The following is a 24,787-nucleotide window of genomic DNA, read 5'->3' on the forward strand; positions in this document are numbered from 1 at the left end:
ACGGCATTTTCTATTTTTAGCATTCAATTTTCCAAAAAGAAAGGACAGGTTTTGCACCTGCCCTTCTATTAAGCCAATTTTTTAAGAAACTTTTATCCCGTACTTACTGCAAACGCTCATTTTCTTGACGGACGGCATTCACCACATCCGCGCCAAACAAAGCGTTGACATCGGTTTCATCAAACACATACTTGCTATGGCAGAAATCGCAATCGATTTGAATGCTGCCTTGTTCTGCCACCACGCCACCGACTTCCTGACCACCAAGCATCAACAGCATATCGCTGACTTTGCCACGGGAGCAGGTGCAGGCAAACTCGATGGCTTCCGGTTCAAAAACGCGGGGCGGGGTTTCATGGTAAAGGCGGTAAAGGGCGTGATGCGCATCCAAACCGGTCAATTCTTGCGGAGTAAGCGTTTGCGCAAGCGTAGTCACATGCTCCCACGCGGCATCATCCAATTCTTCTTCCGGCAGGCGTTGCAGCAATAATGCACCTGCTGCTTGGTCGTCGGCGGCAAGCGTAATATAGGTATCGAGCTGCTCGGAACGTTTCATATAGTTGACCAGCATTTGCGCAATGCTGTCGCCTTCCAGCGGCACAACACCTTGCCAAGGGTCGGCATCTTTAGGCTGATGGGTCAAAACGAACACGCTGTTTTCGCCCAACAGCGCAGTCAGGCTTTCATCATCACGAATTTCAGCGGTTTCGTCCCAACGCGCGGTAGCACGGACAGTATTTTCAGAAGTCGCTTCCACCACCAACATTTTCAGACGGCCCTGACCTTGAACTTGAACAATCAGCGTGCCTTCGTTTTTAAGGTTGGCAGACAATAAAGAACCGGCGGCTAACAATTCGCCCAATGCGCGACGGATGGCGACAGGATAATGTTTTTGGTTGACGATGTGGTGCCAAACCTTTTCGAGGCGGATGTGCATACCGCGGATAGGCATATCGTCGAAGATAAAGCGTGTACGGATATCGCAGTGATTTTGTGTCATGTCAGTCTCTGAAAATAAATCAATGAATGCCGCTTATATGGTTGCAGCAGAGGATAAATCAAGCGAAACCGCATTTAATGTTTTTCTAGTTTGTTTGGAAACAAGGGTTTAACGCAAAATAACAGCAGTTTTTTTGCCAAAAAGACAGTTTTTGAATACAATCAAGCAGATAACAAGAGAATGATACGGGATAACATCTCAGAAACCGGCAATGTGCCTGCAATCGGCAGGGAATGCCTTCTGAAACGGAAGTTTTTATAATGAATTTTTTACTCCGGCTCGCAGCAGTTTGGACTTCGGTCGCCATGCTCGCGAGCGTCAATTTTTCTTACGCCGATGATTTGGAAAACCTGATTACCACCCGTCAGCATGTTTTAAACCAATTCAACGACAACGCCAACGTTTACGGCAATACGCGTCAGGCAACCCCTGTCCACCCCGTCAATACACGTCCAGCCCCAAGCAACAATACGCGCGCACCTTCAGGTAATTCAGACGAATTGATCGGCAGCGCCATGGGCTTGCTCGGCGTGGCCTACCGCTACGGCGGCACATCAGCCTCTACCGGCTTTGACTGCAGCGGCTTCATGCAACACATCTTTAAACGCGCCATGGGCGTAAACCTGCCGCGCACCTCTGCCGAACAGGCGCAAATGGGCGTTGCCGTGAGCCGTTCGGAATTGCAGCCGGGCGACATGGTCTTTTTCCGTACCATGGGCCACGGCCGTATTTCCCACGTCGGCCTTTACATCGGCAACAACAATTTCATTCACGCACCGAGAACGGGCAAACGTATCGAAATTACCAGCCTCGGCCACAAATATTGGAACGGAAAATACGCCTTTGCCCGTCGCGTGAAGAAAAACGACCCATCCCGTTTCTTGAATTGAGGTGTACGATGGCGATGCCGCAAATGCCCAAATGGTATGACGACGACGGTCAGATTGTTTCCTGCACCGAAAAAGTCAAAGTCATGACCGAAAACTTGAACGAACTGTACCAAATAGCGCAGGACGCATTTGAAGACGCGCTGCTGATGGGTTGTTCCGAAAAACAGTTGCGCGAATACTTCCGCGACTTAATGGCCGGACTGGAAAACCCTTATCAAAAAAACGGTTAGTTCTTCGATCCATACAAAAAAAGGCCGTCTGAAAGTTTCTCAGACGGCCTTTTTTTATCGGGCATATCCCCTACCCTATTGCTAACATTCCACCACGCGCACGGATACCGGTATGGCTTTTTTCTGCAAGGTAATGGCCAGGCCTGCGAGTGAGGTTTCTTTGTAAGTTGCCTTCATATCGCGGCCGGTTTGCAGCATGGTTTGAATCACTTCATCAAGTGAGACTTTTTTATCTGTGCCGTCTTCCAAAAGCGCAAGGGTGGCGAGCTTGAGGGCTTTTTCGGCGGCAATGCCGTTGCGCTCGATACAAGGGATTTGCACCAAACCGCCGACAGGGTCGCAGGTCAGGCCCAAGTGATGCTCCATAGCCATTTCGGCGGCGTTTTCCACTTGTTTTGGTGTACCGCCGATAACTTCGGCGTATGCACCCGCCGCCATAGAACATGCCACACCGACTTCGCCTTGGCAGCCGACGTCCGCACCGGAAATCGACGCGTTGGTTTTGTACAAAATGCCGATAGCGCCGGCAGTCAGCAGGAAATCTTCGACGCGCGATTGGTTGGCGTGCGGATTAAATTTACGGAAATAGTGCAATACGGCAGGAATAATGCCTGCCGCGCCGTTGGTCGGTGCGGTGACGACGCGGCCGCCGGCGGCGTTTTCTTCATTGACCGCCATGGCGTACACCATCGGCCAAAGTTGGGTATTGACGATTTCGCTCTCGCGCAGGACTTTGAGTTTGGCCGCCAACTGCGGCGCACGGCGGCGCACGTTCAAGCCGCCCGGCAATTGCCCTTCCGCGCCCAAGCCGCGCTTGATACAGTTTTCCATCACATCGGCCACGGCAGCCACACGGCGGCGCACTTCCACCTCATCGCAACCTGCCAACGCTGCTTCATTGGCCAACACGACTTCGGAAATATTCAACTGGTTCAGACGGCATTGTGCCAGCAACTCGTCGCAGTTTTTGTAAGGATATGGCACATCCGAATTTTCCTGCGCTTCTTGTGCAAACCCTTCGTCTGTTACGATAAAACCGCCACCGACCGAATAATAAATCTGCTCTTTCAGCTTCAGGCCGTCTGAATGGTAGGCGATAAAGTTCAAACCGTTCGGATGTTTGGGCAACACTTTGTCGCCGCGGATATCCAAATCTTTTTCAGGATTGAAGGCCATTTCACGGCCGTTGAGTTTTAAAACGTGTTGCGTGCGGATGCGTTCCAAGCGTTGAGGGATGTCCGCAAGCGGAATATCGTGCGGCAGGCTGCCTTCCAAACCAAGCAATAATGCATCGAATGTACCGTGTCCGATACCGGTCAAAGCAAGCGAGCCGTACACTTCAATGACAATGCGCGCCACTTGTGTATCCAAGTTTTCGGCATTCAGCAAATCGGCAAAAGCGGCCGCGGCCTTCATCGGGCCGACGGTGTGCGAGCTGGACGGGCCGATGCCGATTTTAAAAATATCAAAGATACTGATCATAAGGTTTTCCTATCATTGTGTGTGCGGGCTGGCTGTTTTTCAGACGGCCTTAAAGCCTAAAGAGGAATCTTTTGCACCGCTTGCCAATGCAAGTACCAAATGTCCGACAATCATCAAAGGGTCGCCTGCTTCCGGCGAGGTGTATTTCAGCATCAGCGGTTTTTTACGCAAAGGTTCGTAACGGCTGACTCTACAATGCGTGTCTTCCAAACTTGTAGAACCGGCGCGGTATCTGTATGCCAACAGCCGTAAATCGTTCAAGTCCATCTTCATGCCGTTGTCCAACAATTCGCGCAACTGGTTTTCCCAGGCAATATCGTTGCTTCCATCTTTAATGGCAATCAAGATGGTCTTTTCGAGGATTTTTTTGATGTGCTGGTTCAAGGATCGGATTGGGAAATGCCCCAGCCACAACAAATCGGTCTCTGCAAATTGGGCGGAAAACTGCTCGATAAACCAAGAATGCAAGCCTCGATAATTCGGCGAATGAAACAGGGTTGATTTAACCTTGTTGCCATCTTTATCCAACATGTAATGGCAGCCGATAATCACGCTGCAAGATTCAGCAGCCCATCTGGGGATAATGACTTTGGGGGTAAAGAGCGTTTCGAGGCGTTGCTCGGTAAATTGTGTGGTGAAATCGGGGTTGTATTGCAACGATGTCGGCAAATAGCCGCGCCAAAGGTACATGCCGATCTTGTTTTCACCGATGACATCCAAGAGTTGTTCCAGCATGGTACGGCTAGGACATGAAATAAATTCGTCCGCATCCAGCGGAAAAACGAAATCTATCGCTTCATCTTTTGCTACAAGCTGCTTCATAAGCAGGTTTACCAATTGGTCTTGATTGAACTTGAGCGCTTGATATTGATAGATAAATACCGGTAAACCTTCTTCTTTCAATTGAATCAGGATTTCCCTTGTGCCATCGCTGCTGCCATGATCGATGATGTGCATTTCATCCATCAGCTCGAGATTATGACGGACAAATGATTCGATAACGTCGTTTTCGTTGCGCACCATACTGATGCTGATTAATTTTTTTCCCATAAATTACGCAATGTATTGAGATGTTTTAATATTTTTCAGACGGCCTCTATCCAACCGGCAATGCGTTTTTCAACGGCTTCGGCATTCAGTCCCAAATCGGCTAAGAGTTTTTTCGGGTCGCCGTGTTCAGTAACTTTGTCTTCTACACCCAGCAGCAATACCGGTTTGCAAATGCAGTGTTTTGCCAACACTTCCAACACCGCGCTGCCTGCGCCGCCTTGTTCGGCGTTTTCTTCGGCGGTAACGATGTAATCATGGCTTCGGGCAAGACTGACGATTAGTTCTTCATCTATCGGTTTGACAAAGCGCATATCGGCAACGGTGGCGTTCAGATTCTCAGCCGCGGTCAATGATGGGGCAACCATGCTGCCAAAGGCGATAACGGCAATTTTCTCGCCTTCGCGACGGATGCTGCCTTTGCCGATTTCAACGGTTTCCAGGCCGTCTGAAACGGTTGCGCCCGTGCCTGTACCGCGCGGATAACGGACGGCGGATGGCGAATTTGCCTGATAGCAGGTTGAGAGCAGCAGGCGGCATTCGTTTTCGTCGCTGGGTGCGGCAATAATCATGTTCGGCACGCAACGCAAAAAGCTTAAGTCGTATAAACCGGCATGGGTAGGGCCGTCTGCACCGACAATACCTGCACGGTCAATGGCGAACAAAACAGGCAGGTTTTGCAAGGCAACGTCGTGTACCAACTGGTCGTAAGCGCGTTGCAGGAAAGTGGAGTAAATCGCCACGATAGGCTTGATGCCTTCGCATGCCAAACCGCCAGCAAAGGTAACGGCGTGTTGCTCGGCGATGCCGACGTCGAAATAGCGGTCGGGGAATTTCTGTTCAAACTCAACCAAGCCGCTGCCCTCGCGCATGGCAGGCGTAATGGCAACCAAACGCTCGTCAGCCGCTGCTTGGTCGCACAGCCATTGGCCGAACACTTGCGTATAAGTCGGTTTGGCCGCGGCAGGTTTGACTTCCGGCGCAGGCACTTCGCTCGGCAGCTTGGCAACAGCGTGATATTTGACAGGATCGTTTTCGGCGAATTTGTAGCCGTTGCCTTTTTTGGTGATGACGTGCAACAACTGAGGGCCTTTTCGGCCGCGCAAGTCTTTTAATACGTCCACCAGATTTTCAACGTTATGGCCGTCCACCGGGCCGGTATAACGGAAACCGAAGTTTTCAAACAAAGACAACGACTGTTTGGCGTGTTCCGCTTCGCCTGCCAAGGTTTTGATTTTATTTTCGACTTTTTGGGCAAGCTCCATTGCGCCGGGCAATTTGTCCAACACTTTGCTTGATTGGGCTTTGATGGTGCTCAATAGGCCGTGCATATCGCGCACGACGTTACTGGCGAGATATTTCGGCAGCGCGCCGACATTGGGGGAAATCGACATTTCGTTGTCGTTGAGGATAACCAGCAAATCGACATCCATATCGCCTGCGCAGTTCAGGGCTTCAAACGCCTGACCTGCCGTCATGGCGCCGTCGCCGATGATGGCGACGCTGCGGCGGTTGTTGCCCAACTGTTTGTCCGCAACGGCCATGCCCAATGCCGCGCCGATGGATGTGGAAGAATGTCCTACGCCGAACGCGTCGTATTCCGACTCGCTGCGTTTCGGAAAACCCGCCAAACCGCCGTATTGGCGCATGGTGTGCATTTGATTTTTGCGGCCTGTAAGGATTTTGTGCGGATAGCTTTGATGGCCGACATCCCAGACCAGATGGTCTTCGGGCGTATCGTACACATAATGCAGCGCCACCGTCAGCTCGACCGCACCCAAGTTACTGGCAAAATGGCCGCCCGTCTTACCGACGGAATCCAACAGAAATTCGCGCAATTCGGCGGCGACTTGCGGCAGCTGTTTTTTCTCCAGACGGCGCAAATCCTGAGGCGTATCGATAATATCGAGCAAAGGGCTTGGGTTCATGATTTTTGGCGGTGATTTTTTGTGTAACGGACGATTATATCAAGAGATTGCACAACTTGTTACAAATGCTTTCAGACGGCCCGAACCTTTATCCTTTATAATACTGCCAACTGAAAACACAAGGCCGTCTGAAATGACCCAAAACGCAAACAATCTCTGCTGGCTCGATATGGAAATGACCGGCCTCAACCCGGAACACGACCGCATTATCGAAGTCGCCATGATCATTACCGACTCCGATTTGAACGTACTGGCGCAATCGGACGTATACGTCATCCATCAAAGCGACGAGTTGCTCAACAGCATGGACGAGTGGAACACCGCCACCCACGGCCGCACCGGTTTGACCCAACGCGTGCGCGAATCCAAACTGACCGAAGCCGAAGTCGAGCAAAACCTGTTGGACTTCATGTCCGAATGGATACCCGAGAAATCGACGCCCATGTGCGGCAACTCCATCCATCAAGACCGCCGCTTCATGGTCAAATACATGCCGCGTTTGGAAGCCTATTTCCACTACCGCAACTTAGACGTATCCACGCTGAAAGAATTGGCCAAACGCTGGAATCCGGCCGTCGCCAAAAGCGTGGTCAAACGCGGTTCGCACAAAGCATTGGACGACATCCTCGAAAGTATCGAAGAAATGCGCCATTATCGCGAGCATTTCCTCAAACTCCCTTCCGAATAATAATCTTAAGGCCGTCTGAAACCGGTTTGACACCGTTCAGACGGCCTCATCGGCTTCCCTCATCTCATGAAAATCACCAAAATTTTTACCTTCGATTCCTCGCACATGCTCGACGGGCATGACGGCAAGTGCCAAAACCTGCACGGCCACACCTACAAACTCGAAATCACCGTCTCCGCGCCCGTTATCCAAGGCGGCGCAAAAGACGGCATGGTGATGGACTTTACCGACCTGAAAGCCATCGTCAAACAACACATTACCGACCCGTTCGACCATGCCTTCATCTATCACGGCAACAACGAACGCGAAAGCCAAATCGCCGCGCTTTTGGAAGGCTGGAACATGAAAACCCTGCGCCTGCCCTGCCGTACCACCGCCGAAAACATGAGCGTAGAAATGTATGGCCGTCTGAAAAACGCCGGTGTCAAAGTGTGCAGCGTGAAATTATGGGAAACGCCGACGTCGTGTGCGGAATATGAAGGAGACTAAACCAGCATTTTGTATTTTTCAGACGCCCTGTTCCACAAACACACCCATCCGCTAAACATCAAAAGGAATCTTCATGAAAATCATCTCCACCCTCCTCGTCCTCTTCGTCGCTGTCGAACATTTCTACGTCGCCTGGCTCGAAATGACGCAAATCCCAAGCGAAAAAGCGTCAGAGCTGTTCAACATGCCTTACGAATTTATGGAACAAAAGCGCGTGCAAACCCTGTTTTCCAACCAAGGCCTGTACAACGGTTTCCTCGCCATCGGCTTGGTATGGGCGCGCTTTGCCGCACCCGACAACGCGGTTTACGGCGCGACCATCCTGTTCCTCGGCTTTGTCCTCATCGCCGCCGCATGGGGCGCGTTTTCATCCGGCAACAAAGGCATTTTGCTCAAACAAGGCTTGCCGGCATTTTTGGCCGCCGCAGCCGTCATTGCCGCTTAAACACACCAGCCGTTCTTTCCACTCGAACTAACAGAAAGAATGGCTGCCTCAACCGATTTCTTAAAACGCTTCACCACAACAATTAAAACCCCACACCCGACATTCATGACCATTCACATCACGCCGAACAATCCCCAATACCGCATTGTCGAAATCTTTGAAAGCCTGCAAGGCGAAGGCTGGAATACAGGCATGCCCGCCGTTTTCATCCGTTTGGGCAAATGCAATCTCGCGTGCAGCTGGTGCGATACCGACTACCTCAAATTCGGCATGATGAGCCTGTCCGATATTTTGGGCCGTCTGAAAACCTACACGGCGCGCAACATCATCATTACCGGCGGCGAGCCTACCATCCAACCGCATTTGGATACCCTGCTCAACACACTCAAAGCCGAAGGCTATTTCCTGTGTATCGAAACCAACGGCCTCAACCCCGCGCCGCCGCAAATCGACTACGTTGCCACCAGCCCTAAAGCCTGCTACGCCGCCAAATATGAATCCAGTTGCATCGAGAAAGCTAATGAAGTGCGCATTGTTGCCGACAGCGATGTCGTTGCATTTTGCCAAGAGATGGAACGCAAAATCCGCGCCCAACATTACTACCTCTCGCCTTGCGAGAAAGATGGTGTGATGAATATCTACGACACCATCCGCCAAATCGGTGTGTTAAACAGCCGACCCGATGCACTCGTCCATTGGCAATTGAGCGTACAAACGCATAAATGGGCAGGAATAGAATAATTCGTTTGAAATCAATTAAAAACAAAATCTTTACAAAATATTGAATGTAAATACCATTCGATATTCGACCAAATGCACTACTGGCAATGCTCTCAGGCTGTCTGAAAACCCAATTTCAGACGGCCTTTTTTGTTACAAACCTCTTGACCGATTACATAAGATTACGTAAAGTGTGCAACAGTTTTCATAAATTGGTAAAACCAATTTACCTGATAACTGGTTGCATCTAAAAAAATAGCAATCCTTATTCGAAAAACATTAACTACTCAACACATCGCATCAAACCCCATTGATTGACGGTTATGATGCTTGTTGCCCCGAGGATAATCCCATGGCTCTCTTTCTCAGTATTTTTCCCATCGTGCTGCTGATCTGGCTGATGGTTAAGAAAAACAGTATGCCGTCCTACGTCGCGTTGCCGATTACCGCCGCGCTGATTTATGCCATCAAACTGTTTTATTTCGGCGACGACGCCATGTTGCTCAACGCAACAGCCGCGTCCGGCCTCGTCTCTACCCTGACCCCGATTACCGTAATTTTCGGTGCCATTATGTTTAACCGCATGATGGAAACCACCGGCTGTATCGATGTCATCCGCAAATGGCTGGCCACCATCAGCCCGAATCCGATTGCCCAGTTGATGATCATCGGCTGGTCTTTCGCCTTTATGATTGAAGGCGCATCCGGTTTCGGCACACCTGCCGCCATTGCCGCGCCAATCCTGATGAGCTTGGGCTTCAACCCATTAAAAGTAGCCATCTTCACTTTGGTCATGAACTCCGTACCCGTATCCTTCGGTGCAGTAGGTACCCCGACTTGGTTCGGCTTCGCTCCTTTGGGCTTGGATCAAAAGAGCATTATGGAAATCGGTATGCAAACCGGCGTAATGCACTTCTTTGCTGGTTTCATCATCCCTGTTATCGGCTTGAGCTTCATCGTACCTTGGGCTGAAATCCGCAAAAACTTGGGCTTCATCGGTATCGCCGTATTCTCCTGTACCCTTCCTTACGTTGCATTGGCGATGGTCAATGAAGAATTCCCATCTCTGGTTGCCGGCGCAATCGGCCTGATGGTATCCGTATTCGCCGCAAACCGCGGCTGGGGCTTGAGCAAAGATTACGCCAAAGACCCGAATGCAGAAAAAGTACCTTTCGCACAAGTTGCCAAAGCACTTGCTCCTTTGGGTATGCTGATCGGCATGCTGGTGATAACCCGTATCAAACAGCTGGGCATCAAAGGCCTGCTGACCAGCAAAGAAGAATGGTTCAGCTTCCAACTGCCGTTTGATTTGTCCAAAATCACCGTCAGCGACTCCCTGACCATCACCTTCGGCAACATCTTCGGTCAAGGCGTAAACGCTTCCTACCAAACCCTCTACGTTCCGGCTTGGATTCCGTTTGTCTTCACCGTTTGGATTTGCATCCTGCTGTACAAAACCAAATTCAAAGATGCATGGTCTTTCTACGCTGCAACCTTCAACCAAACCAAAAAACCTCTGCTTGCCCTGATGGGTGCGCTGATTATGGTTCAACTGATGATGGTTGGCGGCGACGACTCCATGGTGAAAATCATCGGTAAAGAATTTGCCAATATGGCTGGCGAACACTGGGTGTACTTCTCCCCATACCTGGGTGCAATCGGTGCATTCTTCTCCGGCTCCAACACTGTATCCAACTTGACCTTTGGTCCGATTCAACAACAAATCGCGCTTGATACCGGCCTGTCCGTTACCCTCATCCTCGCCCTGCAATCCGTAGGCGGCGCAATGGGTAACATGGTCTGCATCAACAACATCATCGCCGTATGCAGCGTGTTGAACGTAAACAACGCCGAAGGCGCGATCATCAAGAAAACTGTCATCCCGATGAGCATCTATGGTGTCATCGCCGTGACTATCGCTTCAATTTTCTTCTTGTAAACCGCTTCATATCAAAGGCCGTCTGAATATTCAGACGGCCTTTTTTGTATTCTTTTGCTATATTTCTTAAAGAATCATTAATGTATATATTCCGCAACAATCCGCATAACCACTTTGCAACACCAAATTACAAACAACTTTCTATTAATAAACAATCGGGTAAGCATAAGTAAACACTGTTTTGCAATTTACCTAATTGCCACTACCGACAAAACGCCTAAAATACGCTTCATCTGCAAACGGAAACCCTTTCTCATTTTGCAAGATAACACACAACCCTCATATGGAGCTTAGATCATGAAATTACTTTCTGTTATCACTGCAGCCGCATTGGCTACTGTTTCCTTCTCTGCTGCCGCTGCACCTGCCGGCTTCGTTTCTTACCATTGTGACGGTGGCAAATCACTGAACGTGATGTACGGCTTTGACCGTAGCGGCCGTGCAGTTACTGCTGACGTAAACGCCGGTGGCAAAAAAGCCTCTTTGGTTGTCAACAAAAAACGTTCTGACAGCACTGGCACTACTTTCACCAACCGTCAAGGTTATGCAATGTCTGCCGGTTTCATCGACAAAAACACCCACACTACTTCTGAAGTAGTTGGCGTGAACGCCCCTAACGGCTCATTCCTGGTGAAAAACTGCGAACCACGTCCACGTTAATCCCAGTTTTCCTATTTAACCGAATCATCCCGGTTTAATCAAAAGGCCGTCTGAAAAACAATTTTCAGACGGCCTTTTGATTCAATCCTATAAAAAAGAGCGTGTCCCGTACACGCTCTTTTTGTTTGTTCACCCAATTAAATACGCATCGGCATCACGATGTATTTGAAATTCGGATTGTTCGGCACAGTAAACAGCGTTGAACGGTTGGCATCGCCGAAAGCAAGCTGCATATCATCGGAGTGGATGTTACGTAACACATCCATCAAGTAGCCGATGTTGAAACCGACTTCGAGTTCTCCGCCTTGATAAGCGATTTCAAGCTCTTCGCGTGCTTCTTCCTGCTCGTTGTTGCTACATACAACACTCAGCAAACCAGGCTGCAGGAACAGTCGCGCGCCGCGGAATTTTTCATTGGCAAGAATGGCGGCACGTTCAAGCGCACCCAAAAGCTGGGTACGGGATACGAGGAAAATCTTGTCGTTATCCAAAGGAATCACGCGGTTAAAGTCAGGGAATTTGCCATCGATGACTTTGCTGACAATGGTCGTGCCATTGCATTGGAAGCGTACTTGATTGTCCAAAAGCTCAACGGTGATGGACTCGGACGGATTGTTCAGCAGCTTGAAGAGTTCCAATACCGTTTTGCGCGGCAGGATTACTTCCGTTTTCGGCAGTTCCGCTTCAATTTGGCTGGCCGCATAAGCAAGGCGGTGGCCGTCGGTTGCAACAAGGCGCAGTTGGTTGCCTTCAACCTGCATCAGCAAGCCGTTGAGGTAATAGCGGATATCTTGAACCGCCATGCTGTATTGCACTTGCGAAAGCATGGTTTTGAAGGTTTCTTGAGTCAGCGAGAAAGTCGCGCTCACATCGCTGCCGACGTTCATCAACGGAAAGTCTTCTGCAGGCAGGGTTTGCAGGGCAAAACGGGATTTTCCCGCGCGCAAAGTCAAACGGTTGTCCGCCCAATCCAGTGACACCAACGCACTGTCAGGCAGGGCGCGCAAAATGTCTTGGAATTTTTTAGCGTTGGTCGTAATGCGGAAATCGCCTGCCTGACTTTCAGGGCCGGCGGTATTGATTTGGATTTCCAAGTCGGTTGCCAAAAGTTTGGTTTGTCCGTCTTTGCTTTCCAGCAACACATTGGACAAAATCGGCAGAGTATGGCGACGTTCGACAATACCGGTAACGGCTTGCAACGGCTTGAGCAGACTGTCGCGATCGGCTTGTAAAATCAGCATGTTCCATTCCTTTGAATTTGAAATCGGTTGATTTGGGTATTTTAAAATATTTTTTGTTTTCAGACGGCCTCATATTGACATCAGGCCGTCTGAAATTGCATTGGGTCAGTTCTGAATCAAAATCAGCAATTTTTCGTAGTCTTGCGCCAATTCGGGATCTTCTTCACGCAGTTTCGCCACCGCTTTAACGCCGTGCATCACAGTCGTGTGGTCGCGACCGCCAAAGGCATCGCCGATAGAAGGCAGGCTGAGCGTGGTCAGCTCTTTGGTCAGGCTCATGGCGACTTGGCGCGGACGGGCGATGTTGCGCGTGCGTTTTTTACCTAATATATCGCTGATTTTAATACGGTAGTATTTGGCTGTCGCATCGATGATGATGTCGGCGGTAATGACTTTGTGTTTCTCGGCAATAATATCCTGCAAAGCCGTACGCGCCAAATCCATGTCGATGACTGGGCGGTTCATAAAACGGCTGCTGGCGCTGACACGGTTAAACGCGCCTTCCAACTCACGCACATTGGAACGGATCAGATTGGCGATAAACAATGCGGCTTCATCTTCGATACTGATACCGGCCGCTTCTGCCTTTTTCTGCAAAATCGCCACACGCATTTCCAATTCGGGCGGTTCGAGTTCCAACGTCAAACCCCATGAGAAACGGGATTTGAGACGGTCGTCCATGCCCTCGATTTTGGCAGGTAATACGTCGCACGTCAGAATCAGCTGTTTTTTCTCGTTGTGGAAATGGTTGTACAGATAGAAGAATTCTTCCATCGTACGGTCTTTGCCTTTGATGAACTGAATATCGTCGATAATCAGCAGGTCATATTGTTTGTATTGTTGCTTGAACACATCATAAGTGTTGTTGCGCACAGCCTTCATAAAGCTGCGGATATAGTCGTCCGAGTGCATATAGCGCACTTTGGCATCAGGACGGTTTTTCAGCAATTCGTTGCCGATGGCTTGCACCAAGTGGGTTTTACCCAAACCGGTACTGCCGTATAAGAAAAACGGGTTGTAGCCCTGCCCCGGATTTTCAGCGATCGCTTGGGCAGCTGCGGCGGCAAGGCGGTTACCCTTACCTTCCACCAAGGTTTCAAATGTATAGTCGCGCGACAGATTGGTCTGTTCGTAGCGCGCTTCTTCCGCATCGTGTTGCGCGTCGGTTTTGGCTTTGGCAACCGCTTTAGACTCAGCCGGAGCGGCAGTTTGCACTTGAGGCTCATGCGGCAGGTTCTTCATGCGTTGCGCCAAAATCTCGGCAGCCGTCATGGCAGTGGCAGGCTTGGAAACCGTTTCAGACGGCCTATCTTCTTCCATTACAACAACAGTTTGCAAAGGCATTTGAACAGGCTCTACAAATTCTTCAACTTCAATGACTTCTTGCACTTGCACTGGCGCAACAGCCTGAGCCGCCATTTCATAATGCGTACCTACGCCCGGCTTAAACGCAAACGCAGCCTGCTGAGGCACCAATTCGGCACGTACGGCGTCAATTTTGGCGGCAAACTGGCTTTTGAGCATATTGCAGGCAAATTGGTTTTTACCATACACCACCCATACGCCGTTTTCTTCACCCACGGTCAAAGGCGCAATCCATTGCGCAAACTGCCCGGCAGGCAACATTTCGTGAAGGCGGCAAAGGCACAGCGGCCAAAATTCAGCTAACGTCATGAGATTAAGCTCGGAAAATGGAAGACTTGGGAAATACAAGAAGGCAGAGCAGACAGGCAATCCGATAAAAATCAAATTTTTACGATACTCCCGCTGCTTTCATACGGCCTTGCGCACAGAGAAAGGCAAGGTTGGGCGATTATACCCATTCCACTCTTTTTTATCCACAACCGCCGCAAAATTTTATCCACAAATTCTATCAATGCATAAAACCCATTGTCACACTTTAGCCAACGAAAAGTTTTTATATTGATTGACAAAAGCGGCAAATTGGAGTGTAATTCACGGTTTAATTATCTACCAATTTTTAGGAAACATCATGAAACGCACTTATCAACCTTCCGTTACCAAACGCAAACGCACCCACGGCTTCTTGGTTCGCTCCAAAACCCGCGGTGGTCGCGCAGTATTGGCTGCCCGTCGCGCCAAAGGCCGCAAACGCCTGGCTGTATAATTTTGAATTACGGCTTCTCGAAGCAGTATCGCTTATTAAAAACGGATGATTTTTCATCCGTTTTTGCGTTGAAAAACCGACGCAGCCGCGATTTACTGCAAGTCTCCCAGTCCGCAGACAACGCGCTCGGCCATCCGCGCCTTGGTTTGGTCGTCAGCAAAAAGACCGCCAAACGCGCCCATGACCGCAATTATATGAAGCGCGTCATCCGCGACTGGTTCAGGCTGAATCAACACCAGCTGCCGCCGCATGATTTTGTTGTGCGCGTGCGTCAGGCGTTTAATCGGGAAACTGCTCCGGAAGCCCGAAGCCAACTTGCCCAGCTGATGAAAAAACGCCGATGAATACCCTGCTTTCCAAGCTCCTCCTCGCACTCATCCGCTTTTACCAATACTGCATCAGCCCCCTCATTCCGCCGCGCTGCCGCTATACCCCGACCTGTTCACAATACGCAGTCGAAGCCGTCAAAAAATACGGCGCATTCAAAGGCGGATGGCTGGCAATCAAACGCATCGCACGATGCCATCCTTTCGGCGGACACGGCCATGACCCTGTTCCATAATGCTGCTGTCAACCATTTAAAGAACACGATTTCCTTTAATTTCCCGTCGGTTTCTATATAATGCCGTCTGAAGCAGTTTTCATCTTGATTACCTATCCGTCAATTCCAGGAATCTCTTATGGATTTTAAAAGACTAATGGCGTTTTTTGCCATTTCAGTGGCAATCTTTGCCGGCTGGGAACATTTTTTCCCCAGCCCCAAACCTAATCCGGCGCAACAAGCCGCGCAACAGCAAACGGCCGCTGCTCCGGCAAAAGCCGCTGCCGAAGCCGCGCTTACCCCGGCCTCTCCTATTACCGTTACCACAGACACAGTTAAAGCCGTCATCGATGAGAAAAGCGGCGACCTGCGTCAGCTGACCCTCTTGCAATACAAAGCAACCGGCGACGAACACAAACCTTTCGTTCTGTTTAACGACGGCAAGGAATACACCTACGTCGCCCAATCCGAGCTTTTGGACGCACAAGGCAACAATGTTCTGAAAGGAATCAGCTTTACCGCTCCACAAAAACAATACAGTTTGGAAGGCGACAAAGTTGAAGTCCGCCTGAGCGCACCTGAAACCAACGGCCTGAAAATCGACAAAGTTTATACTTTTACCAAAGGCAGCTACTTGGTCAACGTCCGCTTTGACATTACCAACAGCAACGGCCAACCCGTCAACCTAAGTGCAGACTACCGCATCGTTCGCGACCACAGCGAACCTGAAGGCCAAGGCTACTTCACCCGCTCTTACGTCGGCCCGGTGGTTTACACCCCTGAAGGCGGCTTCCAAAAAGTCAGCTTCTCTGATTTGGACGACGATGCCAAATCCGGCAAATCTGAAGCCGAATACATCCGCAAAACCCCGACCGGCTGGCTTGGCATGATTGAACACCACTTCATGTCCACTTGGATTTTGCAGCCTAAAGACGGTCAAAGCGTTTGCACCGCAGGCGACTGCCGTATCGACATCAAACGCCGCAACGACAACTTGTACAGCGCAAGCGTCAGCGTGCCTTTAGCCGCCATCCAAGCCGGTACAAAAGCCGAAACCGCTATCAACCTGTATGCCGGTCCGCAAACCACTTCCGTTATCGCCAACATCGCCGACAAACTGCAACTGGCCAAAGACTATGGCAAAGTACACTGGTTCGCCTCCCCGCTCTTCTGGCTCTTGAACCAACTGCACAACATCATCGGCAACTGGGGCTGGGCAATCATCGTTTTGACCATCATCGTCAAAGCCGTACTGTATCCATTGACCAACGCCTCTTACCGCTCTATGGCAAAAATGCGTGCCGCCGCACCTAAATTGCAAGCCATCAAAGAGAAATACGGCGATGACCGCATGGCGCAGCAACAAGCCATGATGCAGCTTTACAAAGACGAGAAAATCAATCCGCTGGGCGGCTGTCTGCCTATGCTGTTGCAAATCCCCGTCTTCATCGGTCTGTACTGGGCATTGTTCGCCTCCGTAGAATTGCGCCAAGCGCCTTGGTTGGGTTGGATTACCGACTTGAGCCGTCCGGATCCTTTCTACATCCTGCCTTTTATTATGGCGGCAACCATGTTTGCACAGACTTATCTGAATCCGCCGTCAACCGACCCTATGCAGGCGAAAATGATGAAAGTCATGCCTTTGATTTTCTCCATCATGTTCTTCTTCTTCCCTGCCGGTTTGGTTCTGTACTGGGTAGTCAACAACCTCTTGACCATCGCCCAACAATGGCACATCAACCGCAGTATCGAAAAACAACGCGCCCAAGGCGAAGTCGTTTCTTGATGAAGGTTTAGGCAACACAAAGGCCGTCTGTTGTTCAGACGGCCTTTTTTTATTTCCCCAAACAAATACAGTTTGAGATTGAATCCAATCCAGTTTTAAGCAGCATGCAACACAAAAATCGTCGGGCGTTTTTTCAAATTCGGCATTTCTTTTCTTTTTCTCCACTGCGCAATCGTCTGACTGATGATTTCCTGTGTCGGCAAGGTCAAGTCCGTAGCCACGCACAAGCGCGTTTCAGGATGCAGGTTTTCCACCGCATCAGCCAACAACGCATCGTTACGATACGGCGTTTCGATAAACAGCTGCGTTTCATTCTGCTGGCGCGAACGTTGTTCCAAAGCCTTCAAACTCTGAATGCGCTCACTTTTTTCAGACGGCAGATAACCCTTAAATGCAAAGTTTTGCCCATTCGCACCCGAAGCCATCAGCGCCAGCAACAAGCTGGACGGGCCGACCAAAGGCCGTACTTCAAAACCGTGTTTATGCGCCAACGCCACCAAATTCGCTCCCGGATCGGCAACAGCCGGACAACCCGCCTCGCTGACAATACCCATACTGCGCCCTTCTTGCAAAGGTTTCAGCAATTCCGGCAAAATCTTCAAATCCGTGTGTTCATTCAGCGTTTGCAGATTCAGCTCGCGGATAGGCGTAGTCACGCCCAAATGTTTCAAATGCGCGCGCGCTGTTTTTTCCGCTTCCACGATAAAATCCGTCAGCCCGACAATCGCCTGTTGTTCATGCGGCAACAGGCATGGCGTATCAGGCGCACCCAAAGGGGTAGGAATCAAATACAAAATCGGTTTCATTCTTCCAACTCCAAAAAATCTCAGGCCGTCTGAACACATTCAGACGGCCTCAAACTATAAAACTTCCACACCTTCGTTTTTCAAAAAATCAATCAGACGGAAAATCGGAAGGCCGATCAAAGCATTCGGGTCCGTACTTTCAATACGCTCCAACAAAGCGGCGCCCAAACCCTCGCTCTTTGCCGCACCGGCACAATAAACCGCATCCGGCTCGCGTTCCAAATATCGGCTGATTTGTTCCTGCGACAACTGGCGCATGGCAACCACCGTATGATCGACATGATGCTGAACCTTGCCCGTAGCAGTATTCAAAAGCACGATTGCGCTGTAAAATTCAATCCGTTTTCCGCTTAAGTCCGCCAGCATCTGTTGTGCATTTGCGACGTTCATCGGCTTACCCAATTGACGTCCTTCGCACCATGCCACTTGGTCTGCGCCGATAATCAGCGCAGCAGGAAAAGTTGCCGCCAATGAACGGGCTTTGCCTTCAGCCAAACGCAACGCCGTCTCGCCTGCATGCTCGCCCGCAATAGGCGTTTCGTCAAAATCAGGCGATGCCGTCTGAAAATCGATACCCAAACGGCGAAGCTGTCCGCAGCGGAAAACCGAACTCGACCCTAAAACCAAAGGCAGTTTTACTTCCATATTTTTACTTAAAAACATTGACGTTAGACCGCCGAAATTATATCATACTCCGTTTATGTCATACCCTAATTTGATTGACCCAGAAGTTTTCGCCGCCGAAGGGCAGAATCTGCAAGGCAGTTTCCTGCTCGAAGAATTGGATGAACGAGTCAGTTCGCACGATTATCCGGCCGACAAACAGACACGCGTGTCGTTTACGCTGCAAGGCGGTCGCGACCGGCTGCACCGTCTGTTTCTCGATTTAAACGTCAAAGCCGACATGCCCCTGATTTGCCAGCGTTGCATTACGCCCATGCCGTTTCTACTCGATGAAACCAGCCGTATCGTCCTGTTTGCCGATGAAGAGAGTTTGGACGAAGCCATGCTTGCCGATGAAGAATTGGAAGGCATGCTGCTCGAAAAAGAGCTTGACGTGCGGACTCTGGTTGAAGACCAAATCCTGATGTCGCTCCCTTTCTCCCCTCGACACGAAGACTGCGGCAACAATGGAACACTGGAAGAAGTCAATCGGGACAAACCAAACCCCTTCGCTGTTTTAGCAGGTTTGAAAAGCAGTTAATTAGGACACAGTTTATTTATCTAGGAGCTTGAAATGGCCGTTCAACAAAACAAAAAATCCCCTTCTAAACGCGGTATGCACCGTTCACACGACGCTCTGACTGCGCCTTCTCTGTCTGTTGACAGCGCAACCGGCGAAGTACATCGTCCACACCACATTTCTCCAAACGGTATGTACCGTGGCCGTAAAGTGGTAAAAGCTAAAGGCGAATAATCCGTTCGTCTGACTGAAAAAGCCAGAATATTGCCATGCAATGACTGGCTTTTTTGCATTGCACTCTGTATTTTCCTCTTCGGAAGCACACCATGAAACGTAAAATCTGGTACACCTACGACGACATCCACCGCGTAATCAAAGGATTGGCGGAAAAAATCCAAAACTCCGGCACCAAATATGATGCCATGATTGCCATTGGCGGCGGCGGTTTTATCCCTGCCCGCATGTTGCGCTGCTTCTTGGAAATTCCGATTTACGCCGTCACCACAGCCTACTACGACAGCGATAACGAAGGTCAAGTGACCGAGGAAGTAAAAAAAGTCCAATGGCTCGATCCCGTTCCCGATGTACTGAAAGGCAAAAACGTACTGGTTGTTGACGAAGTGGACGACAGCCGCGTTACCATGGAATTCTGCCTGAACGAATTGTTGAAAGAAGATTTCGGCACCGTCGGCGTGGCAGTATTGCATGAAAAAATCAAAGCCAAAGTCGGCAAGATTCCCGAAGGCATCCCTTATTTCAGCGGCATTACCGTGGAAGACTGGTGGATCAACTATCCTTGGGACGCGCTGGACATCGACGAACACAACAAATTGGCCGCGCAAAACCAATAAATTTGGTACGACCATCGCAACAAGCCTTTTCATCTGATTTTCAATTCAATCTCCTGAAAATCAGATGAATGTGCTTGTCCGATTGTCTGAGGCCGTCTGAAACACACAAACCGGAGAACAACATGATTACACTGGCCGTAGATGCCATGGGCGGAGATGCAGGCCTTGCGGTTACCGTCCCCGGTGCAGTGGATTTCCTGAAACAGCAATCCGACGTACATCTGATTATGGTCGGAGATGAAGCAGCAGTCCGCCAAGCATTAAGCTCGGCAGGCGCACCTATGGACCGCATTACCGTCTGCCATGCAGCGCAAGTCGTCGAAATGGATGAAGCGCCGCAATCCGCGCTGAAAAACAAAAAAGAATCATCCATGCGCATCGCCATCAACCAAGTCAAAGAAGGCAACGCGCAAGCCGCCGTATCGGCAGGCAATACCGGCGCACTGATGGCGACCGCCCGATTCGTCCTCAAAACCATTCCCGGCATTGAGCGTCCTGCCATCGCTAAATTCCTGCCTTCCGACAGCGAACACGTTACCCTGGCTTTGGATTTGGGAGCTAACGTCGACTGTACGCCCGAACAACTGGTTCAATTTGCCATCATCGGCAGCGAGCTGGTACACGCGTTGCACCCAGAAAAAGGCAGCCCGCGCGTCGCCCTTTTGAACGTCGGTACAGAAGACATCAAGGGTACGGATGCCGTCAAACAAACCTTTAAACTGTTGAGCAGCAGCAAACTCAACTTTATCGGCAATATCGAAAGCAACGGCGTTTTATATGGCGAAGCCGATGTCGTTGTCGCAGACGGGTTTGTCGGCAACGTTATGCTCAAAACCATCGAAGGCGCAGTTAAATTCATGAGCGGCGCCATCCGCCGTGAATTCCAAAGCACCCTGTTCAACAAACTTGCCGCCATTGCCGCCCTGCCCGCACTCAAAGGCTTGAAAGGCAAATTGGATCCGCGCAAATTTAACGGCGCCATCCTACTTGGTTTACGCGGTATTGTGATTAAGAGCCACGGTGGAACCGACGAAGTCGGCTTCCGTTATGCTTTGGAAGAGGCCTACCACGAAGCCAAATCTGCCGGCCTCGCTCAAATCGAACAAGGCGTAGCCACCCAGTTGGCCGCTTTGGAAGCCGCCAAAGCAGCAGCCGAACTGGAAGAAACCGCTGCTCTAACAACGGAAGCTTAAGGCTGATATACACAGGCCGTCTGAAACTTCAAAATGTTCAGACGGCCTGTTTTTATCTTTAATCACCGACTTCATTCTTAATATTGGGAATTTTCCCATTTTCGCTTACAATACCCGACTATCTGAATCAACTCTCTAAAAAGGCCGTTCTCATGCAATATGCCAAAATTTCCGGTACAGGCAGCTACCTTCCTGCCAACCGCGTCAGCAATGACGACCTTGCAAAAAAAGTGGACACTTCCGACGAGTGGATTACCACGCGTACAGGTATCAAATTTCGCCATATTGCAGACGACAGCGAAAAAACCAGCGACTTGGCCGCCGAGTCAGCGCGCCGCGCCTTGGCAGATGCCGATTTGCAGGCTGACGATATCGATCTGATTATCGTCGCCACAGCCACTCCCGATATGCAATTCCCTTCTACGGCAACCATCGTGCAGCAAAAATTGGGCATTGCCAACGGCTGCCCTGCCTTTGACGTACAAGCCGTGTGCGCCGGTTTTATGTATGCCCTGACCACTGCCAATGCCTACATCAAAAGCGGCATGGCGAAAAACGCTTTGGTCATCGGCGCGGAAACCTTCAGCCGCATCGTCGATTGGAACGACCGCACCACCTGCGTCCTCTTTGGTGATGGTGCTGGCGCGGTTGTCTTAAGCGCATCTGACGAACCGGGCATCATCCACGGCAAACTCAAAGCCGATGGCAACTACCTCGACCTTTTGAACGTCCCCGGACAAATCGCCAACGGCCAGGTTTGCGGTTCGCCCTACATCAGCATGGACGGCCCCGGCGTATTCAAGTTTGCCGTCAAAATGCTATCCAAAATCGCAGATGACGTTATCGAAGAAGCCGGTTACACCGCTGATCAAATCGATTGGATTGTGCCGCACCAAGCCAACAAGCGCATTATCGACTCTACCGCCAAACACTTGGGTTTGAGCATGGACAAAGTGATCTTGACCGTCCAAGACCACGGCAACACTTCCGCAGCCTCCATTCCGTTGGCACTGGATGTCGGCATTAAAAACGGCCAAATCAAACGCGGACAAAACCTCTTGCTCGAAGGCATCGGCGGCGGTTTTGCCTGGGGTGCGGTTTTAGTGAAATACTAACGATTGGGCCGTCTGAACACCTCTTTCAGACGGCCTATTCTGCTCAAACCCATGAAATCCCTAACGTTTGCACTCTGCATCAGCAGCCTGTTTTTAAGCATAACGGCTGTAATATTGCCCAAACTGGCAATTGCCTATCTCGCGCTAAGTGCATACGTTTTCCTGCTTTACTACCAAGACAAACAGCGCGCACGCAAGCACGGCAGGCGCATACCCGAAGCAAAATTGCACCTGCTCAACCTGCTTGGTGGCTGGCCGGGCGGTTATTGCGGCAGCCTCATATTCCGGCATAAAACCAGCAAACCCGGATTTGTCCGCACCTTCCGGCTGACCACCGCAACCAATACTGTCGCCACCCTCCTTCTGCTGGCAGACACCCTCAAACATTCAAACCAATAAGGAATTACCATGTCTTTCGCATTCTTCTTCCCCGGACAAGGCTCACAAAGCCTAGGCATGATGAACGGCTTTGCCGAGCAAGCCATCGTTAAAGCCACATTTGACGAAGCTTCCGCCGTATTGGGTCAAGACCTGTGGGCAATGATTAACGGCGAAGATGCCGAATTAATCGGACAAACCGTCAACACCCAGCCCATCATGCTGGCTGCCGGCATTGCCACCTACCGCGCCTACTTAAAAGCCGGCGGCAAAACCCCTTCCGTCGTTGCAGGCCACAGCCTCGGCGAATACACTGCCCTCGTCGCTGCCGGCGCATTGGATTTTGCAGATGCAGTCAAACTGGTCCGCCTGCGTGCCGAACTCATGCAATCCGCCGTACCGCAAGGCGTAGGCGCAATGGCCGCTATTTTGGGTTTGGAAGACGAACAAGTCAAAGCCATTTGCGCCGAAGCCGCACAAGGCGAAGTCGTTGAAGCCGTCAACTTCAACTCCCCGGGCCAAGTCGTGATTGCCGGCAATACCGCCGCAGTCGAACGCGCCATGGCCGCTGCCAAAGAAGCCGGAGCCAAACGCGCCCTGCCGCTGCCCGTTTCCGTTCCCTCACATTGCAGCCTCATGAAGCCCGCAGCGGAAAAACTTGCCGAAGCATTGAAAGACATCACCATCAAACAACCGCAAATCCGCGTCATCCATAACGCCGATGTTGCTTCTTATGATGATGCCGACAAAATCAAAGACGCCCTAGTACGCCAACTGTACAGCCCAGTGCGCTGGACAGAAACCGTCAACGCGCTTGTTTCCGAAGGCATCACCGAATCCGCCGAATGCGGCCCCGGCAAAGTCCTCGCAGGCCTCGCCAAACGCATCAACAAAGAAGCCGTATGCAGCGCATTGACCAATGCCGATCAAGTGGCTGCATTTATCGAAGCCCATTAAAACGTTTTCAGACGGCCTTATCCTGTCAGGCAAGGCCGTCTGAAAAATCAGCTCCACTCCAATCCGAATACATTATGAAAAAAACCATTATTCTTGCCGTTCCCTACATGTACGGACTGGATCAATGTATCGAAAAAAATCTGCGTTTTCTTGGTTTTGAGGTCATCAACCTGTGCTATGACGACCGGGATTCCTATTACCCGAACTTGGGCAGCAGACTCAAAAACCTCTATCACAAACACATCTCCAAAGACGGCAACTATAAAAAATACCTCAAATACAGTCGCCACCTCGACGACATTCAGCAAAAATTGGCCTTGCTAAACGGCAAAAAAGCCGATTATGCGCTCTGTATCCGCGCCAATATTTACCCCAAAGAAATTATCGCCACCATCCGCGAACACAGCAATGTTTGCGTGAATTATCAATGGGATGGCGTAGGCCGCTTCCCAGACATCATTGAATATTTGGATTATTTTGATCAATGCTGGGTTTTCGACCCCGACGATATTCAAAAATATCCGCAATGCCGTTTCAAAGCCACCACCAATTTTTACTTTGACTTTCCCGTGGCTGAATATGCACCCACTAACAAACTCTACTTTTTAGGCGGCTACGAACTTAGACGCGAAGAGCAAACCAAACGCTTTATCCAAGAAACCGAACGCCTCAGCCTACCCTTGGATTTTCATATCTACTGCAAAGACGACAGGGCTGAAAAAGCCTTCGGACACAACGGCATCCGCTATCTTGACCGCAGCAGCATCCTCAGCTTTGAAGAAAACCTCAGCCAAGTGCAAAGTTGCGGTGCAGTCGTCGATTTTGCACAATTCGAACATTACGGCTTATCATTCCGTATCTTTGATGCGTTGCGTTTCGATAAAAAACTGATTACCACCAACAAACATATCTTGGAAACCGACCTATACCACCCAGACCGCGTGTTCGTATGGGACGGCGGTAATTTAGACGCATTGCCTGAATTTTTGGCACGTCCGTATCAGCAACCTGCCCCTGAAATCAAAGCCTATTATTCGTTTACACAATGGCTAAACCGCCTGCTCGGCATTGATTAACTCTATTGCCTATG

The 24,787-nt window shown here is 50.3% G+C and carries 28 protein-coding genes; 20 read left to right on the forward strand and 8 right to left on the reverse strand.

Features of this window, described 5'->3' with window-relative positions:
• Positions 1-103: 103 nt before the first annotated feature.
• Entirely contained in the window at positions 104-1,000 is an 897-nt protein-coding gene (hslO, locus tag ACTHSW_RS04200) for an Hsp33 family molecular chaperone HslO (protein WP_440365650.1), read from the reverse strand.
• Positions 1,001-1,260: 260 nt separating this feature from the next.
• Between hslO and ACTHSW_RS04205 the strand changes: the two genes are divergently transcribed.
• Positions 1,261-1,890 carry a C40 family peptidase gene (locus tag ACTHSW_RS04205; RefSeq protein WP_440365649.1) on the forward strand — a complete coding sequence of 210 codons (630 nt, stop codon included), beginning with the start codon at positions 1,261-1,263 and terminating at the stop codon, positions 1,888-1,890.
• Positions 1,891-1,898: 8 nt separating this feature from the next.
• Entirely contained in the window at positions 1,899-2,120 is a 222-nt protein-coding gene (locus ACTHSW_RS04210; RefSeq protein ID WP_004519529.1) for a hypothetical protein, read from the forward strand.
• Positions 2,121-2,201: 81 nt separating this feature from the next.
• Here the strand turns inward: ACTHSW_RS04210 and ACTHSW_RS04215 are convergent, their stop codons facing one another.
• Genes ACTHSW_RS04215 through dxs form a run of 3 tightly spaced genes read right to left on the reverse strand, consistent with a single transcriptional unit; the run spans position 2,202 to position 6,577 of the window.
• Positions 2,202-3,602, reverse strand: coding sequence for an L-serine ammonia-lyase (locus tag ACTHSW_RS04215; RefSeq protein WP_440361970.1), 1,401 nt, complete (start codon positions 3,600-3,602; stop codon positions 2,202-2,204).
• A 39-nt stretch (positions 3,603-3,641) separates the two neighbouring features.
• Entirely contained in the window at positions 3,642-4,652 is a 1,011-nt protein-coding gene (locus ACTHSW_RS04220) for a glycosyltransferase family 2 protein (protein ID WP_070625169.1), read from the reverse strand.
• Positions 4,653-4,687: 35 nt separating this feature from the next.
• Complete coding sequence (dxs, locus tag ACTHSW_RS04225; protein WP_440365648.1) at positions 4,688-6,577, reverse strand: 1-deoxy-D-xylulose-5-phosphate synthase; 1,890 nt, start codon at positions 6,575-6,577, stop codon at positions 4,688-4,690.
• Between the two features lie 133 nt (positions 6,578-6,710).
• Between dxs and orn the strand changes: the two genes are divergently transcribed.
• The 6 genes from orn to ACTHSW_RS04255 all read left to right on the forward strand — a co-directional run bounded on the left by orn (position 6,711) and on the right by ACTHSW_RS04255 (position 11,518).
• Entirely contained in the window at positions 6,711-7,265 is a 555-nt protein-coding gene (gene orn, locus ACTHSW_RS04230; protein WP_440373769.1) for an oligoribonuclease, read from the forward strand.
• A 66-nt stretch (positions 7,266-7,331) separates the two neighbouring features.
• A complete protein-coding gene (gene queD, locus ACTHSW_RS04235; RefSeq protein ID WP_377073651.1) occupies positions 7,332-7,754 on the forward strand; it encodes a 6-carboxytetrahydropterin synthase QueD in 423 nt (140 codons plus the stop codon).
• 73 nt (positions 7,755-7,827) lie between these two features.
• A complete protein-coding gene (locus ACTHSW_RS04240) occupies positions 7,828-8,199 on the forward strand; it encodes a DUF1304 domain-containing protein (RefSeq protein WP_107792206.1) in 372 nt (123 codons plus the stop codon).
• Between the two features lie 105 nt (positions 8,200-8,304).
• Positions 8,305-8,940 carry a 7-carboxy-7-deazaguanine synthase QueE gene (locus ACTHSW_RS04245; RefSeq protein WP_107792258.1) on the forward strand — a complete coding sequence of 212 codons (636 nt, stop codon included), beginning with the start codon at positions 8,305-8,307 and terminating at the stop codon, positions 8,938-8,940.
• A gap of 331 nt (positions 8,941-9,271) precedes the next feature.
• Positions 9,272-10,858 (forward strand): L-lactate permease, encoded by a 1,587-nt coding sequence (locus ACTHSW_RS04250; protein ID WP_070460394.1) that lies wholly within the window; start codon positions 9,272-9,274, stop codon positions 10,856-10,858.
• A gap of 297 nt (positions 10,859-11,155) precedes the next feature.
• Complete coding sequence (locus tag ACTHSW_RS04255; protein ID WP_070460395.1) at positions 11,156-11,518, forward strand: ACP-like domain-containing protein; 363 nt, start codon at positions 11,156-11,158, stop codon at positions 11,516-11,518.
• A 137-nt stretch (positions 11,519-11,655) separates the two neighbouring features.
• On the opposite strand, the gene dnaN is transcribed toward ACTHSW_RS04255, so the two are convergent.
• Both dnaN and dnaA read right to left on the reverse strand, forming a co-directional pair.
• Positions 11,656-12,759 (reverse strand): DNA polymerase III subunit beta, encoded by a 1,104-nt coding sequence (gene dnaN / locus ACTHSW_RS04260; protein WP_004520410.1) that lies wholly within the window; start codon positions 12,757-12,759, stop codon positions 11,656-11,658.
• A 105-nt stretch (positions 12,760-12,864) separates the two neighbouring features.
• Positions 12,865-14,433 (reverse strand): chromosomal replication initiator protein DnaA, encoded by a 1,569-nt coding sequence (gene dnaA / locus ACTHSW_RS04265; RefSeq protein ID WP_070460398.1) that lies wholly within the window; start codon positions 14,431-14,433, stop codon positions 12,865-12,867.
• A gap of 319 nt (positions 14,434-14,752) precedes the next feature.
• Here dnaA and rpmH point away from each other — a divergent pair, with 319 nt between their 5' ends.
• From rpmH to yidC, 4 genes are all read left to right on the forward strand, one after another.
• Positions 14,753-14,887 (forward strand): 50S ribosomal protein L34, encoded by a 135-nt coding sequence (rpmH, locus tag ACTHSW_RS04270; protein ID WP_002214728.1) that lies wholly within the window; start codon positions 14,753-14,755, stop codon positions 14,885-14,887.
• A gap of 2 nt (positions 14,888-14,889) precedes the next feature.
• Positions 14,890-15,231 (forward strand): ribonuclease P protein component, encoded by a 342-nt coding sequence (rnpA, locus tag ACTHSW_RS04275; protein WP_070460400.1) that lies wholly within the window; start codon positions 14,890-14,892, stop codon positions 15,229-15,231.
• Entirely contained in the window at positions 15,228-15,449 is a 222-nt protein-coding gene (gene yidD / locus ACTHSW_RS04280; protein WP_003682178.1) for a membrane protein insertion efficiency factor YidD, read from the forward strand. Before rnpA ends, yidD begins: the two co-directional genes overlap by 4 nt.
• Before the next feature lie 118 nt (positions 15,450-15,567).
• Positions 15,568-17,214, forward strand: a complete 1,647-nt coding sequence (gene yidC / locus ACTHSW_RS04285; RefSeq protein ID WP_070460406.1) for a membrane protein insertase YidC — start codon at positions 15,568-15,570, stop codon at positions 17,212-17,214.
• 95 nt (positions 17,215-17,309) lie between these two features.
• Here the strand turns inward: yidC and ACTHSW_RS04290 are convergent, their stop codons facing one another.
• Both ACTHSW_RS04290 and ACTHSW_RS04295 read right to left on the reverse strand, forming a co-directional pair.
• On the reverse strand, positions 17,310-18,020 hold the full coding sequence (locus tag ACTHSW_RS04290) for an SAM-dependent methyltransferase (RefSeq protein ID WP_107769139.1): 711 nt from the start codon (positions 18,018-18,020) through the stop codon (positions 17,310-17,312).
• Between the two features lie 54 nt (positions 18,021-18,074).
• The gene (locus tag ACTHSW_RS04295) at positions 18,075-18,665 is read right to left on the reverse strand and encodes a Maf family protein (protein WP_070460632.1); all 591 of its coding nucleotides are present in this window, start codon (positions 18,663-18,665) and stop codon (positions 18,075-18,077) included.
• Between the two features lie 55 nt (positions 18,666-18,720).
• Between ACTHSW_RS04295 and ACTHSW_RS04300 the strand changes: the two genes are divergently transcribed.
• The 8 genes from ACTHSW_RS04300 to ACTHSW_RS04335 all read left to right on the forward strand — a co-directional run bounded on the left by ACTHSW_RS04300 (position 18,721) and on the right by ACTHSW_RS04335 (position 24,773).
• The gene (locus ACTHSW_RS04300; RefSeq protein ID WP_070460410.1) at positions 18,721-19,224 is read left to right on the forward strand and encodes a YceD family protein; all 504 of its coding nucleotides are present in this window, start codon (positions 18,721-18,723) and stop codon (positions 19,222-19,224) included.
• 33 nt (positions 19,225-19,257) lie between these two features.
• Complete coding sequence (gene rpmF, locus ACTHSW_RS04305; RefSeq protein ID WP_002240035.1) at positions 19,258-19,437, forward strand: 50S ribosomal protein L32; 180 nt, start codon at positions 19,258-19,260, stop codon at positions 19,435-19,437.
• Positions 19,438-19,529: 92 nt separating this feature from the next.
• Positions 19,530-20,054: a phosphoribosyltransferase gene (locus ACTHSW_RS04310; RefSeq protein ID WP_070460412.1), complete on the forward strand. Its 525-nt coding sequence runs from the start codon at positions 19,530-19,532 to the stop codon at positions 20,052-20,054.
• Between the two features lie 122 nt (positions 20,055-20,176).
• A complete protein-coding gene (gene plsX / locus ACTHSW_RS04315) occupies positions 20,177-21,247 on the forward strand; it encodes a phosphate acyltransferase PlsX (RefSeq protein WP_070460414.1) in 1,071 nt (356 codons plus the stop codon).
• 152 nt (positions 21,248-21,399) lie between these two features.
• Complete coding sequence (locus ACTHSW_RS04320) at positions 21,400-22,362, forward strand: beta-ketoacyl-ACP synthase III (RefSeq protein ID WP_070460415.1); 963 nt, start codon at positions 21,400-21,402, stop codon at positions 22,360-22,362.
• A gap of 51 nt (positions 22,363-22,413) precedes the next feature.
• Positions 22,414-22,761, forward strand: a complete 348-nt coding sequence (locus tag ACTHSW_RS04325; protein WP_070460417.1) for a DUF1294 domain-containing protein — start codon at positions 22,414-22,416, stop codon at positions 22,759-22,761.
• Positions 22,762-22,770: 9 nt separating this feature from the next.
• A complete protein-coding gene (fabD, locus tag ACTHSW_RS04330; RefSeq protein ID WP_070460419.1) occupies positions 22,771-23,697 on the forward strand; it encodes an ACP S-malonyltransferase in 927 nt (308 codons plus the stop codon).
• A gap of 74 nt (positions 23,698-23,771) precedes the next feature.
• A complete protein-coding gene (locus ACTHSW_RS04335) occupies positions 23,772-24,773 on the forward strand; it encodes a hypothetical protein (protein WP_070460421.1) in 1,002 nt (333 codons plus the stop codon).
• Positions 24,774-24,787 lie beyond the last annotated feature (14 nt).

The sequence above is a fragment of the Neisseria sp. P0008.S004 genome (assembly GCF_051962755.1).
Classification (GTDB): Bacteria; Pseudomonadota; Gammaproteobacteria; order Burkholderiales; family Neisseriaceae; genus Neisseria; species Neisseria subflava_A.

What these genes read in the sequence shown, in the direction of transcription:
- hslO (WP_440365650.1), bottom strand. Translation starts at nt 1,000, where the DNA reads ATGACACAAAATCACTGCGATATCCGTACACGCTTTATCTTCGACGAT.
- ACTHSW_RS04205 (WP_440365649.1), top strand. Translation starts at nt 1,261, where the DNA reads ATGAATTTTTTACTCCGGCTCGCAGCAGTTTGGACTTCGGTCGCCATG.
- ACTHSW_RS04210 (WP_004519529.1), top strand. Translation starts at nt 1,899, where the DNA reads ATGGCGATGCCGCAAATGCCCAAATGGTATGACGACGACGGTCAGATT.
- ACTHSW_RS04215 (WP_440361970.1), bottom strand. Translation starts at nt 3,602, where the DNA reads ATGATCAGTATCTTTGATATTTTTAAAATCGGCATCGGCCCGTCCAGC.
- ACTHSW_RS04220 (WP_070625169.1), bottom strand. Translation starts at nt 4,652, where the DNA reads ATGGGAAAAAAATTAATCAGCATCAGTATGGTGCGCAACGAAAACGAC.
- dxs (WP_440365648.1), bottom strand. Translation starts at nt 6,577, where the DNA reads ATGAACCCAAGCCCTTTGCTCGATATTATCGATACGCCTCAGGATTTG.
- orn (WP_440373769.1), top strand. Translation starts at nt 6,711, where the DNA reads ATGACCCAAAACGCAAACAATCTCTGCTGGCTCGATATGGAAATGACC.
- queD (WP_377073651.1), top strand. Translation starts at nt 7,332, where the DNA reads ATGAAAATCACCAAAATTTTTACCTTCGATTCCTCGCACATGCTCGAC.
- ACTHSW_RS04240 (WP_107792206.1), top strand. Translation starts at nt 7,828, where the DNA reads ATGAAAATCATCTCCACCCTCCTCGTCCTCTTCGTCGCTGTCGAACAT.
- ACTHSW_RS04245 (WP_107792258.1), top strand. Translation starts at nt 8,305, where the DNA reads ATGACCATTCACATCACGCCGAACAATCCCCAATACCGCATTGTCGAA.
- ACTHSW_RS04250 (WP_070460394.1), top strand. Translation starts at nt 9,272, where the DNA reads ATGGCTCTCTTTCTCAGTATTTTTCCCATCGTGCTGCTGATCTGGCTG.
- ACTHSW_RS04255 (WP_070460395.1), top strand. Translation starts at nt 11,156, where the DNA reads ATGAAATTACTTTCTGTTATCACTGCAGCCGCATTGGCTACTGTTTCC.
- dnaN (WP_004520410.1), bottom strand. Translation starts at nt 12,759, where the DNA reads ATGCTGATTTTACAAGCCGATCGCGACAGTCTGCTCAAGCCGTTGCAA.
- dnaA (WP_070460398.1), bottom strand. Translation starts at nt 14,433, where the DNA reads ATGACGTTAGCTGAATTTTGGCCGCTGTGCCTTTGCCGCCTTCACGAA.
- rpmH (WP_002214728.1), top strand. Translation starts at nt 14,753, where the DNA reads ATGAAACGCACTTATCAACCTTCCGTTACCAAACGCAAACGCACCCAC.
- yidD (WP_003682178.1), top strand. Translation starts at nt 15,228, where the DNA reads ATGAATACCCTGCTTTCCAAGCTCCTCCTCGCACTCATCCGCTTTTAC.
- yidC (WP_070460406.1), top strand. Translation starts at nt 15,568, where the DNA reads ATGGATTTTAAAAGACTAATGGCGTTTTTTGCCATTTCAGTGGCAATC.
- ACTHSW_RS04290 (WP_107769139.1), bottom strand. Translation starts at nt 18,020, where the DNA reads ATGAAACCGATTTTGTATTTGATTCCTACCCCTTTGGGTGCGCCTGAT.
- ACTHSW_RS04295 (WP_070460632.1), bottom strand. Translation starts at nt 18,665, where the DNA reads ATGGAAGTAAAACTGCCTTTGGTTTTAGGGTCGAGTTCGGTTTTCCGC.
- ACTHSW_RS04300 (WP_070460410.1), top strand. Translation starts at nt 18,721, where the DNA reads ATGTCATACCCTAATTTGATTGACCCAGAAGTTTTCGCCGCCGAAGGG.
- rpmF (WP_002240035.1), top strand. Translation starts at nt 19,258, where the DNA reads ATGGCCGTTCAACAAAACAAAAAATCCCCTTCTAAACGCGGTATGCAC.
- ACTHSW_RS04310 (WP_070460412.1), top strand. Translation starts at nt 19,530, where the DNA reads ATGAAACGTAAAATCTGGTACACCTACGACGACATCCACCGCGTAATC.
- plsX (WP_070460414.1), top strand. Translation starts at nt 20,177, where the DNA reads ATGATTACACTGGCCGTAGATGCCATGGGCGGAGATGCAGGCCTTGCG.
- ACTHSW_RS04320 (WP_070460415.1), top strand. Translation starts at nt 21,400, where the DNA reads ATGCAATATGCCAAAATTTCCGGTACAGGCAGCTACCTTCCTGCCAAC.
- ACTHSW_RS04325 (WP_070460417.1), top strand. Translation starts at nt 22,414, where the DNA reads ATGAAATCCCTAACGTTTGCACTCTGCATCAGCAGCCTGTTTTTAAGC.
- fabD (WP_070460419.1), top strand. Translation starts at nt 22,771, where the DNA reads ATGTCTTTCGCATTCTTCTTCCCCGGACAAGGCTCACAAAGCCTAGGC.
- ACTHSW_RS04335 (WP_070460421.1), top strand. Translation starts at nt 23,772, where the DNA reads ATGAAAAAAACCATTATTCTTGCCGTTCCCTACATGTACGGACTGGAT.